Raw genomic sequence first — 12,907 nt, 5'->3', positions numbered from 1 at the left:
AGCTCTTCGTTGCCAAAGGTTGGTTTGGGGCGAGAAACGTGATGAACTTTAGATTAGCTCCCTTAAACGACTTTCTCAAAAAAAGCTTTAACAGCTAATTGTGGTTAGAACCAATCATCGTCATCATCATCCCAATCATTTTGTAGTGGCGCACGACGCGGTTGAGGTCGTGATGAACGACCGCCAGCATCGTAAGGGTCACGGTAAGAATCACGAGAAGAGTCACGAGAAGAGTCACGGTAGGAATCACGAGAAGAGTCACGGTAAGAATCACGAGAGGAGTCACGGTAGGAATCACGAGAAGAGTCACGCCGATCATCGCGATATCGGTCACTATCACTCTCTCCCGTAAAGGTACGACGAATCGAGCCAAAGAAGTCATCATCCTCATCATCCGCGTATTGCATCCGCACCTCGCGCTTCAGCTCATACACGGCATCCTGAAGATCAGATTGTGCCCGATCAATACTACGCTCATCATCACGTTTGATCGCCTCACGGAGTTCAGCCGCCAACGCTTCAATCCGACGTCGATAACCACTAGCAAACTGCGAACCGAAATCTAGAGTCACCTCTTTGAGTTGCCGTTCTGCGTCATTTGCTAGTGTCTCAGCACGGTTACGCTTCTCCACCCGCTCCCGCCGTTCCCTATCGGTTTGGGCAAATTGCTCCGCTTCACGAATCATCTGGTTCACTTCTGAGTCACTAAGAGTAGAAGCGCCTTGAATCGTGACACTTTGTTCTCGACCCGTTGTCCGATCTAACGCTGTAACCTGCAAAATCCCATTCGCATCAATATCAAACGCTACCTGGATTTGAGGCACACCCCTTGGCGCTGGAGGAATACCCGTGAGCTTAAACCGACCGAGTGACTTGTTATCCGCCGCCATATCCCGTTCGCCTTGCAGGACATGAATCTCCACAAGCGTCTGATTGTTTTCAGCCGTGGAAAATATATCAGAACGCCGTACCGGGATTGTGGTGTTACGGGGGATAAGCTTTTTAGTTACACCACCGATGGTTTCTAATCCTAAGGACAACGGTGACACATCCAACAACAGCACATCCTTCACTTCACTGGTGAGAATGCCTGCTTGAATTGCCGCTCCTACTGCCACCACTTCATCAGGATTAACGTTCTGATTTGGCTCCTTATCTATTAAGCTTCGCACCAGTTGTTGGACGAGTGGGATACGTGTTGAGCCACCGACTAAAACAATTTCATCAATTTGAACTGGACTTAAGCCTGCGTCTCCCAATGCACGTTTTAACGGTCTACGCAAGCGGTTGATTAGATCAGCACATAATCCCTCAAATTGAGGGCGAGTCAGGCGTGTTTCTAGATGCTTTGGACCATCCTCTGTCGCGGTAATAAAGGGTAAATTGATGTCACTGACACCGACCCCTGAAAGTTCAATTTTCGCTCTTTCCGCCGCTTCAAAGAGACGTTGTAAGGCTTGGCGATCGCGTCTTAAATCGACCCCTTCTGTTTCCAAAAATTGCTCTGCCAACCAGTCAACAATTTTTTGGTCAAAATCATTCCCACCGAGTTGAGTATCACCACTCGTTGCTTTGACCTCAAATACTCCATCCCCAACTTCGAGGATAGAGACATCAAACGTACCACCTCCTAAGTCAAATACCAAGATTGTCTCGCTCTCTTGGCGGTCTAATCCATACGCCAAAGATGCTGCCGTTGGTTCATTGAGTATCCGTAAGACCTCTAAACCCGCAATCCGTCCCGCATCTTTGGTTGCCTGTCGCTGAGAATCATTAAAGTAAGCGGGAACCGTAATTACCGCACCTGTCACGGGTTGTCCTAGATAGCGACCTGCCTCATCTGCTAGCTTTCGCAACACCATTGCCGCAATTTCTTCAGGGGCAAAGTCCTTCTTCAAACGAGGACACTTAATTTTGATGTTACCAGTGTCATCTCGACGAACCGTGTAGGCAACGCGCTTAGAATCTGCACTCAGTTCTGTATACTTGCGCCCAATGAACCGCTTGACCCCATAAAACGTATTCTGGGGGTTGAGTACCGCTTGGCGGCGTGCCATTTGTCCAACAAGCTGTTCTCCGTCCTTACTGAAGCCAACCACGGAAGGCGTTGTCCGCATTCCTTCTGCATTGGCAATTACAACCGGCTTGCCACCCTCCATGACAGCCACCACGGAGTTTGTTGTACCCAGGTCAATGCCGACTACCTTGCCCATGCGTGATTTTATCTCCTCTCTCGTGAAGTGCTAACTCAGCTTTTCGACTTAAATTTTCCTATATACTGCTGACAAGAGGGTTTTTCCTTGCGTGCGATTGCCCAAAGGCTTAATCACAAATCACTCCTCACTGTTAGCTGATTAAAGAGCCGTACACGGAAGTTCTGAACATATTCTATCGTGCAGCAGTTGCCTCCCTGTTGATGCGATCGCCTAAACTAGCCAGCCAATCGCCTCAGCTAACTAGTCGCAATTAGTATAATTGCTTAGCGTAAGGCATCTGAGTGCTAAGAGGAAGTCACTCTCCTTGAGCGAAAACTAGTCGTTTGTAGAAGAACCCGGATTGGGGGACGTTGCCCCCCAAACCCCCCATTGGGGGACAAGCGTCTCCCCCAAACCCCCCGCGCAAGGGTCGGTTGGTTGCAACTGAATTTATTAAGTCAACGCCATTCATGCTAAGAGAGTGTGCGGCATTCCCTGGAATGATGCACTCTTCGAGGAGCGATGAGAACTGGTAACAAAATCTTCTTTTCCCTGGCTAAGGCAATGTTAGGATGGCATTTGCCCCATTTGGTTAGGGATTGATGGCAGAAACACTTTTCTTCAACGCGCTGCGTGAAGCCATTGATGAAGAAATGGCACGCGATGAGGCGGTATTTGTTCTGGGGGAGGACGTTGGTCACTACGGCGGCTCCTACAAAGTTACAAGAGATTTGTATAAAAAATACGGTGATCTGCGGGTTCTCGATACCCCGATCGCTGAAAATAGCTTCACTGGCATGGCAGTCGGTGCAGCAATGACAGGTTTACGACCAATTATCGAAGGCATGAACATGGGCTTTTTGCTCCTTGCCTTCAACCAAATTTCCAACAATGCTGGAATGCTACGCTATACCTCCGGTGGTAATTTCAAAATCCCCTTGGTGATTCGAGGACCCGGTGGTGTTGGGCGTCAGTTGGGTGCAGAACACTCACAGCGACTAGAAGCTTACTTTCAAGCGGTTCCAGGTTTAAAAATTGTCACCTGTTCCACTCCCTATAACGCCAAGGGGCTGCTTAAGGCGGCGATTCGTGACGATAATCCTGTTTTGTTCTTTGAACACGTTCTTCTCTACAACCTCAAAGAAGACCTGCCAGAAGAGGAGTACGTACTACCCCTTGATAAAGCGGAAGTAGTACGAACGGGTAAAGATGTCACAATTCTGACCTATTCCCGGATGCGTCACCATGCCATGCAAGCGGTGAAGCAGTTGGAGAAAGAGGGATTTGACCCGGAGGTCATTGACCTGATTTCCATCAAGCCTCTAGACTTTGACACGATTGGTGCTTCTATTCGCAAAACTCACCGAGTCATTATCGTTGAGGAGTGTATGAAGACGGGTGGGATTGGTGCAGAATTAACCGCTTCAATTAATGATCGATTATTTGATGAACTGGATGCACCCGTACTGCGACTGTCATCTCAAGATATTCCAACGCCGTATAACGGGGTTTTGGAGAACCTGACGATTGTGCAACCTCAACAGATTGTGGAGGCTGTACAAAAAATGGTCGCGTTGCGAGTTTAAGTTGCGATCGCTCATTTTCTAGCGAAAGAAAGGCGATTGGTTGGAATGGATTAACCCTAGGGGTTTCAAAAGTCTTTTTTAGGAGTTGCACATCGCGCATTCAAAGGAAGCTAGAGGTGCAAAAGGTAGCTCTTGGAGGAAGTTTAGACTTGTTTCAACAATGAAATGGGAAGGCTTTTTCCCTACTGCACCTCTTCCCCTGCTTTGCCAAGGTTAATAGTTCGCCAGCGACTAAGGACATTGCTCAAAAGGTAGGGGCATCTGCAAAAGAGATATCATATCACTTGTTGCGGCGAGTCGGAGTTATGCAAAAACAGCGTTTATTATTAGCCTTTATCCTAGTCCTTGTAATAGCAGCGGTCACAGTGCTGGTCAAGATTCCCATCCAGTTGGGACTGGACTTACAGGGAGGAGCGCAACTGACTATTCAGGTAAAGACAACAGAAGACATTAAACAAATCACGTCAAAGGAACTCGAAGCTGTTCTTAGTGTCGTTGAAAATCGAGTCAACGGACTTGGGGTTTCAGAACCCGTGGTACAAACGGTCGGTTCTGATCAAATCTTGGTGCAACTGCCAGGGGTGAATGACCCGCAACAGGCAGAACGAGTGCTGGGGGGAACAGCACAGCTAGAGTTTCGGGAACAAAAACCTGGAACCGAGGCGCAATTGGGAATAGAAAGGCAGGTGCAACAGGAGAAATTACTGAGACAGGAACAACTGAGACAGGCAGGTGATCAAAACGCGATCGCCGCTAATCAAGAAGAACTCCAAAGCAGTAACGAAGCAATCATCAAGCTATTTGAACCTGCCAAACTTACAGGAAAAAATCTTAAAGATGCTGGCACCCAACCCGCTCAAGGCGATAATGCCTGGGAAGTAACTCTCCGATTTGACCCAGCAGGCGCGGAAGGCTTTGCTCAGCTAACTAAAAACTTGGCAGGAACGGGTCGCAGCATTGGTATTTTCCTTGATAATGCTCTGATTAGCTCGCCTACAGTTGGGCCAGAATTTGCCGCAAATGGCATTACGGGTGGAAATGCTGTAATTACTGGAAACTTTACGGTTCAAACAGCTAACGAGTTAGCTGTACAGTTGCGAGGAGGCGCACTACCTGTACCAGTGGAGATTGTGGAGAACCGCACTGTCGGTGCAACGTTAGGGCGAGATAGTATTCAACGCAGTATCTATGCTGGCATCGGTGGTTTGGTCTTGGTCTTGATATTCATGGCTGTCTACTATCGGTTACCCGGTTTGATTGCTGATGTTTCACTGGTTATCTACTCAGTGCTGACAATCGCGTCTTTTGCTCTATTAGGAGTTACTTTAACTCTGCCAGGAATTGCGGGATTCATCCTCAGCATTGGTATGGCGGTTGATGCCAACGTGCTGATTTTTGAGCGAACACGAGAAGAATTAAGATCGGGAAAGACACTCTATCGTTCTGTAGAATCAGGTTTTTACCGGGCATTTTCGAGTATTTTGGATGGTAACGTGACCACAGTGATTGCTTGTACAGCGCTGTTTTGGTTGGGTTCAGGTTTAGTCAAGGGTTTTGCCCTAACACTCGGTTTGGGAGTAGCGGTGAGTATGTTTACTGCGCTTACCTGTAGTCGCACCTTCCTGCTACTTGTGGTTCTGGGATTTCCAGGATTGCGTCAGAAGCCTGAACTCTTTGTTCCCAACCCACCAGCGTCAGTTAAGTCATAGGTGAAGGGGTCAAGATGAAACTCAATGTAATCAAACAGCGATCGCTTTGGTGGACGGTTTCTGCCACTATCATCCTTGCGGGTATCATCAGCATGGTGATTTCCACAGCTACACTGGGAACACCTTTACGTCTAGGTCTAGATTTTGTTGGTGGTACAAGGCTGCAATTTGAACTGGATTGCACAAAACCTGGTAACTGTGACAAACCGATTGATGTGGCAACTGTTCGGGATGTAATGGCCCAGCAGGGCTTAGGTGGTAGCAGCATCCAAGTGTTGGGCGAAAAACAACAAGCGCTGACGATTCGCACCAAGACACTTAATGGTGAGGAACGCACCCAACTACGAAATACCCTAAGCGAAAAAGTTGGTGCATTTGATCCTCAAGCCACTCAGATAGATACAGTTGGTCCAACCTTAGGTCGGCAGTTGTTTTCGTCTGGCTTACTGGCGATTATTCTTTCTTTCGCGGGTATCCTCGTCTACCTAACCTTCCGATTCCAGTTAGACTATGCATTTTTCGCCTTTGTTGCCCTATTCCACGATGTCATTATTACACTTGGGATATTTTCCATCTTGGGTTTAGTGCAAGGTGTTGAAATCGATAGTCTCTTCGTTGTTGGTATCCTGACGATTATTGGTTTCTCGGTCAATGATACGGTTGTCATTTACGACCGAGTGCGGGAGGTAATCAGCCTGAATCCAGAGCAGAACATTGACCAAGTTGTTGATGATGCTGTAAATCAAACTCTAACTCGGTCGATTAACACTACGTTGACGGTGCTGCTGACATTGTTCTCTATCTTCCTGTTTGGCGGTGAAACGCTGAAAAACTTCGCCCTGTGTCTAATTGTTGGATTTACAGCCGGTGCTTATTCGAGTATTTTCATCGCCAGCACACTACTTGCCTGGTGGAGAAAACGCACTGCCAAAGCCTGATTTTGTTGATTGCTGCCCAACTGCTTAGAGGATATGCACTGCCCTCGCCAGACTTAACCGCAAAAATGGATCAGCCAGACACCGAGATGCCTCAAACTACCCACCCAGACCTTGACCCTACCTTTAAGGCACAGGTAAAACGGTTACATAAGCTAACCGTCTACGGTCGTTGGTTGCTGGTTGGCATCCTCTGGCTAACGCTTGCGCCATTAAGTTTGTGGGGGTGGCAGTATGAACTTTCGTTGATGCGATCGCATTTTACCTGGGCAGCCCTACGCTACGCAATTGTCTACAACCGCATACCTGCACTCGGTCTTGCTTTCTGTATTGGTATGACTGTCGCTGTCTTAGTTTGGCAAAGTCGGAATGTAATATGGGGACTACCACCCCAAGAACAACACCGTCTAGAGCAACAAGTACGTCGAATTTCTCAGCAAGGACCAAGTCACCCCTTATGGAAGTGGATTGGTAAACCTTGAGCAAGGAAAAGCTTTCAGCTTTCAGCTAGAAGCGGCTGAAGTTTAAAACAGAAAAAGCCCAATGTATATCCCAACAAACCTAGCCGATGAACTGAAGCGCTACCTCAAACAGCAAGCCAATAAGGGCGACCTAGAGGCGCAAACGCTTTTGGCTCAAATCGAACAGGCTGCCTCCTCGCCCTCAGTAGTAGCGCAGCAAGCAATGAATATACCAGCCTCAGATGGCATAGAACTAGGGTGTTGACATGGCTTAATACCCTCAGTCACACTCAGACTCAGATAATTCTGATGAGGACTTACGCTGCCTGATTGGAATTGCGATTAAGAACTCTGCCCCTTTTCCAGGTTCGGAAACACAAGTTAACTGACCGCCGTGCTTTTCCACAATGATTTGGTAACTAATGGATAAGCCTAAGCCAGTGCCTTTGCCCACTGGTTTTGTCGTAAAGAATGGGTCAAATAACTTACGGCAAACGTTCTCGCTCATTCCTGGGCCTGTGTCAGCAATCCGGATTACAGCATGAGGAACTTTTTCCTCCGTGCTGTTTCCGGCATACTCTCTCCGCATATCCTGAACGCCAGTCTTGATTGTGATGCAACGCGACATATCGCGGAGTTCTGGTGACCCCTCCAACACATCAATGGCATTAGTGAGGAGATTCATGAATACTTGATTGATTTGTCCCGCATAACATTCCACCAGTGGCAGGATTCCGTACTCTTTGAGAAGTGTAATTTCCGGATGCTGGTCTGTTGCTTTCAAGCGGTTCTGCAAAATTAAGAGTGTACTTTCAAGCCCGTCATGGATATCTACGGGTGTCATCTCGACTTGCTCAGCCCTTAAAAAGTTCTGCAATGACAGAACAATTTGGCGAATCCGGGTTGCTCCTACCTTCATCGAAGCCAGGAGTTTTGGCATATCTGCCATTAGGAAATCGAAGTCAATGGCATTCATCTCCGACTGGATTTGAGGCAGTGGCTCTGGGTAGTAATGGGAATAGAGCTTCATTAAGCGCATCAAGTCTTTGATGTAGCAAGTCGCATAGTCGATGTTGCCATAGATAAAACCAACAGGATTGTTGATTTCGTGAGCAACACCAGCGACGAGTTGCCCCAGACTTGACATTTTTTCTGTTTGAATTAACTGAGCTTGAGTGCGCTGAAGTTCTTGCAAAAGAGACGTAGCGTTTCGCGTTTCAATCTCCAATTGCTCAGCTTGGTTTTTCAAGCGCGCTTCTGAACGGCGTAAAGCCATCTCAGTGCGCTTATGTTCAGTAATCTTCTGCTTGAGAAGCTCATTCGTCTCTATCAGTTCAGCGGTTCGCTCCTCAACCCGTTTTTCTAACTCGTCATTCGCCTTTTGCAACGCATCTTCAGCAAGCTTGCGTTCCGTAATATCCCGTGTCACTCTGGCAAAACCACTTAGCTGTCCGTCCTCTGCATGTAAGGCGGTAGTGACAACATTTGCCAAGAACTTCGAGCCATCTTTGCGTACTCGCCAACCTTCTTCTTCAAAGCGACCCTGACGTGCTGCAATGTCTAATCCTTGCTGCGGTTTGCCTAGCTTTATATCCTCGTTTGAATAAAAGCAGGAGACATGCTGACCAATGATTTCTAAAGCGGAATACTGCTTAGTGCGCTCGGCACCTGAGTTCCAGCTAACCACATAACCTTGGGAATCAAGCATGAAAATGGCGTAGTCGTTAACGCCCTCTACCAATAAGCGAAAGCTCTCTTCAGTTTCTGCTCTAGCAGCTTCTGCTTGTTTATGCTCGGTATTATCACGAGCAACTGCGTAGATTAATTCGTGTTCTTGGCATAGCGTGACGTTCCACGACAGCCACTTATAGGAACCATCTTGGCAACGGTAGCGATTTTCAAACTGTACTGGGCAAGTTTCTGTGGCAAGCTTGTGTAACTGATCACGGGTTGATTGTTGGTCTTCTGGATGAACAAACTCAACCCACGGTTGACCTCTTAGTTCCTCAGTGGTGTAACCCAGTGTTTTCTCGCACATCGGGTTGAGTTGCTTGAAATAGCCATCAACCCCCACGATGAAAAACATATCTAGCGTCAGGTTGAAGAACTTCTCCAGCGCACCCTCAAGAAAGTGTTCGGGTTCAGTTTTTTCTCTCTTTCGCTTAGTGGTTGGGCTTTCTGCCACTTTGGTTACCATTGATCATTCACCTAGTTTATTGGCTCAACTCCTCTCTAGCGTTTTGAGAGCGACAAGGAGACTCTAAAAGACCTAGTTTTTAGGCTAAGTCTACAAAAGCCAAGGCGCGGGGTAGTCGAAAAGTGCTTTTGAGAAAGCAACTGGCATAACAAAATATTACGCCGTGCTAGCTCAGAAGCTATTGTTGAGAGGTAAGCAGATACACCCTAATAGTAATGAAACTTTTAAATCTTTATTGCTAGTTTAAACCCTATGTCTAGTTTCCTTGATAAATTTATACTACTTTATCTTTCTTAAATTGTTATTAATATTGCTTAGAGACCAGAAGATATCACGTCTACCCTAGATGTACAAGACAATTAGGCAATGATCCAGGGAAGCCAAATCGCTAAACTGAGCAAGCTAATAAACAAAACAGGAATGGTTAGGATGAGAGCGATAGGAATGTATTGAAAGGCACTAATCCGAAATCCTTTACGCGCTAGAACATCCAGCCAGAGCAGTGTTGATAGGCTACCGAGCGGTGTAATTTTTGCTCCTATATTACAACCAATTATATTCGCGTACACCATGATTTCTTGAAGAATGCGATCGCCTCCAGAGACATCTTGAATCGCTAGAGAGTTGAGTAATACCGTTGGCAGATTATTCATCACCCCAGAAAGCAGAGTTGCCAGAACACCAGTTCCAGTCGCGGCAAGCGTTAGCCCCCAACTTGAGAGGAATTCTAAACACTGACTCAATAGCGCTGTTATTCCAGCATTACGCAAGCCGATGACAACCAGATACATCCCTAAGCTAAATAAAATCACCTGCCAAGGGGCTTCCTGCAAAATCTTACGGATGGGAATGATGGGGATCGCATCTTTATGAAACCAACGCCCTGCTAAGGCCAGCATTACCAATGCCCCAATTCCGGCAATACAGGAAACGGGCACACCCAACGGTTCCGCAAAAAAGTAGCCAATTAAGAGTAACCCTAAAATCGCAAAGCTCCACTGACAGACGAGGGGATCGCGAATTACCTCCCGTGGTGGCGGCAAACAAGCGGAATCATAGGTGAGTGGGATATGACGGTCAAAGTAGAACCAAAGAACAGCTAAACTGGATGCGATCGCAACGAAATTGATCGGCACCATCACCAAAACGTAGCGCAAAAAAGAAATATTGAAATAGTCAGCCGCAATGATATTGACGAGATTACTAACTGGCAAGGGTAAGCTTGTCGCGTCGGCAATAAACCCCGTAGCGAAGACAAACGCAAACGTTGCTTTTGGGTTAAACCCCAGTAGTAGCAGCAGTTCCATTACTGTAGCTGTCCAGATCAGGGCAGTTCCATCATTGGTAAACAAGGCTGTCACCAAGGCTCCCAGCAATACTACTAAGAAGAACAGTAGACGCCCATTCCCAACCCCCCAACGAGCCAAAATCAATGCCAACCAGCGGAAAAAACCGGCTTCATCCAGGATGAGGGAAATAATCACCAAAGCAACTAAGGTAAATGTCGCATTCCAGACAATTGCCCAAACTGTTGGGACAGCCTGCAACGTAACAACACCCGTGGCAAGGGCAAGCAGCGCCCCACCAATAGCACTAAATCCAATCCCCAGTCCTCGCGGCTGCCAGATAACCAGGATAAGAGTGAGAAGAAAAATTGCGATCGCCACTAGGAAGCTTAAATTCTCTCTTCGGAGGCAATAGAACCAGTTTATTGTACGGGATCTATCTCAAAGGCAGTCTGTAGGTTGTAGGTTGCAGGTTGTAGGGAAAGTCTCTTCATCACCTACCACCTACCACCTAACACCTACCACCTTAACGATCGCCCCTTCACTACATTCTCCCCTCTAAGGCGTATGCTCTTTGTCTTGATGTGACGATAACCTTACAGTGGATAAGCCAGTGCTGAATCCAGCTTTAATTAAAGACACACATTAGCCAATATGCTTCACATTGACGGCTCCCACGGCGAGGGTGGTGGTCAGATCTTACGGACTTCCCTAAGCTTAGCTGCCATTACTGGTCAACCCATTCATCTTGATCGTATTCGGGCAGGGCGTGAAAAGCCAGGACTATCAATTCAACACTTGACGGCTGTGCGAGCAGCCGCTAGCATCTGTCAGGCTCAGCTAAAAGGGGATGCCGTCCGTTCAACAACACTAGAGTTTATTCCCAGTTGCCCAGTTCAAGCGGGACACTACACCTTTGATGTTGCTCAGACTACAGGCGCAGGTTCCGCAGGTGCTATCACTCTGATTTTGCAGACAATCCTACTGCCCTTGGCACTAGCAACGGGTGACTCTGTAGTGACACTCAAGGGAGGAACGCATGTACCTTGGAGTCCGCCTATCACTTACATTGAGCAAGTGTATCTCCCCATCCTGAACCAGATGGGTGTGCAGGCAGAAGTGCAGCTACACGCTTGGGGTTGGTATCCTCAAGGCAATGGTGAGGTGGAATTGCGAATAATCGGCAGGAACGCTTCGCCTCTACAGGGTATTCAATTGCTAGAGCGAGGAGAATTACAGCAGGTACGGGGCTTAGCTGTTGTGACGCAACTTCCCTCCCATATCCCTCAACGAATGGCGAGTCGAGCAGAAAACCTATTGCGGGAAGCACACCTCAAAGCTCATGTACAGCCACTGCGAGGACGGGGAATCGCACCAGGAGCGGGAATTGTTCTCACGGCTGAGTACGAGCATAGTAGAGCTGGCTTCGGTGCGGTGGGAAAACTGGGAGTACCAGCAGAGCGAGTTGCTGAGATGGCAACGGAGGAGTTGCTAGAGTTTCATGCCAACGGCGCACCTGTAGAGTTGCATCTGGCAGATCAGTTACTCCTACCAGCTGCATTGGCATCAGAATCAAGTCAGTACCGAGCTACCGAAATTAGCTTACACCTAACAACCAATGCTTGGGTAATCGAGCAATTTGGATTAGCCAAGGTTGGCATTGATGAAGATGCTCAGCTCGTTACTGTTATACCGACAAACAGCGTATTGCTTGGTGGCTCAGTTCCATCTCTGGAGCCTACCAATGAATGACCTTGCTTACCCGAATAATTGATGGATTAAACCTCATGCATTCACGCCCACAAACATTGCGATGAAAGTTCTCTCCCCTACCACCTACCACCTACCACCTACCACCTAACCCCTATTTTAAGTCTTGATTAAAGCACTCCAAGCTTCAGAGGAAAACGATCTATTCAGGAGTTGTAAGTTGAAAACCAAAGTATCGTTCTGGCTTATTCCCTCAGACGAGGATAGGGCATATTTCCAGGAAATTATCAATACTCTTGCACAAGAGTATGATGCTCCAGCTTTCACTCCTCATGTCACTATTTACTCAGGCGAATATGCGCCGGAAGAATCGCCAACTGCCCTACTTGAAAAAGCAACACAGCAAGTTCAAGGTTTTAGCCTAAGAGTAGATAAGCTTCTGTATACAGAGGAGTATACTAAGTCTTTTTTTGTGCAATTCAACCCTAGTTCAATTCTGAGCCAGATATCAGAAACGTTACGAAACAGCTCACAAAAGCCTTCTAACTTCGCTCTTAATCCCCATTTGAGCTTAATTTACAAACATTTGAATAAGCTAATCAAGCAAGGTTTAATGACTAGGGTGAATTTACAAAAGACTGAAGTCTTTTTTGATGAAGTACAAGCTATTGCAACTTCAGATACAGTCCAAAACCGAGAGGATGTAGAGAGCTGGGAAGTTATTTATACAAGGAAGCTTTAATAAGTCTAGATAAGCGGTATGTTGCTAGTTAATATATCAATAAAGCCTTGAGCTTATACGCAGGCTTTTGGATGAGGGATTGAGCA

At 47.1% G+C, this 12,907-nt stretch carries 10 protein-coding genes; 7 read left to right on the top strand and 3 right to left on the bottom strand.

Annotated elements, in window-relative coordinates; translation table 11 throughout:
- Positions 1-104: 104 nt before the first annotated feature.
- Positions 105-2,213: a molecular chaperone DnaK gene (dnaK, locus tag AC5JL3_RS04360; RefSeq protein ID WP_496073306.1), complete on the bottom strand. Its 2,109-nt coding sequence runs from the start codon at positions 2,211-2,213 to the stop codon at positions 105-107.
- 584 nt (positions 2,214-2,797) lie between these two features.
- Here dnaK and AC5JL3_RS04355 point away from each other — a divergent pair.
- From AC5JL3_RS04355 to AC5JL3_RS04335, 5 genes are all read left to right on the top strand, one after another.
- Complete coding sequence (locus AC5JL3_RS04355; RefSeq protein ID WP_496073305.1) at positions 2,798-3,781, top strand: alpha-ketoacid dehydrogenase subunit beta; 984 nt, start codon at positions 2,798-2,800, stop codon at positions 3,779-3,781.
- A 305-nt stretch (positions 3,782-4,086) separates the two neighbouring features.
- Positions 4,087-5,490 carry a protein translocase subunit SecD gene (gene secD, locus AC5JL3_RS04350; protein WP_496073304.1) on the top strand — a complete coding sequence of 468 codons (1,404 nt, stop codon included), beginning with the start codon at positions 4,087-4,089 and terminating at the stop codon, positions 5,488-5,490.
- A gap of 14 nt (positions 5,491-5,504) precedes the next feature.
- Complete coding sequence (secF, locus tag AC5JL3_RS04345; protein WP_496073303.1) at positions 5,505-6,428, top strand: protein translocase subunit SecF; 924 nt, start codon at positions 5,505-5,507, stop codon at positions 6,426-6,428.
- Positions 6,401-6,907 (top strand): hypothetical protein, encoded by a 507-nt coding sequence (locus AC5JL3_RS04340; RefSeq protein ID WP_496073302.1) that lies wholly within the window; start codon positions 6,401-6,403, stop codon positions 6,905-6,907. The genes secF and AC5JL3_RS04340 overlap by 28 nt, the downstream gene beginning before the upstream one ends.
- A 61-nt stretch (positions 6,908-6,968) precedes the next feature.
- Positions 6,969-7,151 (top strand): hypothetical protein, encoded by a 183-nt coding sequence (locus AC5JL3_RS04335; protein WP_496073301.1) that lies wholly within the window; start codon positions 6,969-6,971, stop codon positions 7,149-7,151.
- A 15-nt stretch (positions 7,152-7,166) separates the two neighbouring features.
- Here the strand turns inward: AC5JL3_RS04335 and AC5JL3_RS04330 are convergent, their stop codons facing one another.
- Positions 7,167-9,083 (bottom strand): PAS domain-containing sensor histidine kinase, encoded by a 1,917-nt coding sequence (locus AC5JL3_RS04330; protein WP_496073300.1) that lies wholly within the window; start codon positions 9,081-9,083, stop codon positions 7,167-7,169.
- 359 nt (positions 9,084-9,442) lie between these two features.
- Positions 9,443-10,750, bottom strand: coding sequence for an arsenic transporter (locus AC5JL3_RS04325; protein ID WP_496073299.1), 1,308 nt, complete (start codon positions 10,748-10,750; stop codon positions 9,443-9,445).
- Between the two features lie 273 nt (positions 10,751-11,023).
- Here AC5JL3_RS04325 and rtcA point away from each other — a divergent pair, with 273 nt between their 5' ends.
- Together rtcA and AC5JL3_RS04315 are read left to right on the top strand one after the other, a co-directional pair.
- A complete protein-coding gene (gene rtcA / locus AC5JL3_RS04320; protein ID WP_496073298.1) occupies positions 11,024-12,121 on the top strand; it encodes an RNA 3'-terminal phosphate cyclase in 1,098 nt (365 codons plus the stop codon).
- Between the two features lie 178 nt (positions 12,122-12,299).
- Complete coding sequence (locus AC5JL3_RS04315) at positions 12,300-12,821, top strand: 2'-5' RNA ligase family protein (RefSeq protein ID WP_496073297.1); 522 nt, start codon at positions 12,300-12,302, stop codon at positions 12,819-12,821.
- Positions 12,822-12,907 lie beyond the last annotated feature (86 nt).

The organism is Symplocastrum torsivum, assembly GCF_059505465.1.
This window is presented reverse-complemented; position numbering and strand designations above follow the sequence as displayed.

Bases quoted from the DNA above. Each gene is read 5' to 3' on its own strand.
- dnaK (WP_496073306.1), bottom strand. From the start codon at position 2,213: ATGGGCAAGGTAGTCGGCATTGACCTGGGTACAACAAACTCCGTGGTG.
- AC5JL3_RS04355 (WP_496073305.1), top strand. From the start codon at position 2,798: ATGGCAGAAACACTTTTCTTCAACGCGCTGCGTGAAGCCATTGATGAA.
- secD (WP_496073304.1), top strand. From the start codon at position 4,087: ATGCAAAAACAGCGTTTATTATTAGCCTTTATCCTAGTCCTTGTAATA.
- secF (WP_496073303.1), top strand. From the start codon at position 5,505: ATGAAACTCAATGTAATCAAACAGCGATCGCTTTGGTGGACGGTTTCT.
- AC5JL3_RS04335 (WP_496073301.1), top strand. From the start codon at position 6,969: ATGTATATCCCAACAAACCTAGCCGATGAACTGAAGCGCTACCTCAAA.
- AC5JL3_RS04330 (WP_496073300.1), bottom strand. From the start codon at position 9,083: ATGGTAACCAAAGTGGCAGAAAGCCCAACCACTAAGCGAAAGAGAGAA.
- rtcA (WP_496073298.1), top strand. From the start codon at position 11,024: ATGCTTCACATTGACGGCTCCCACGGCGAGGGTGGTGGTCAGATCTTA.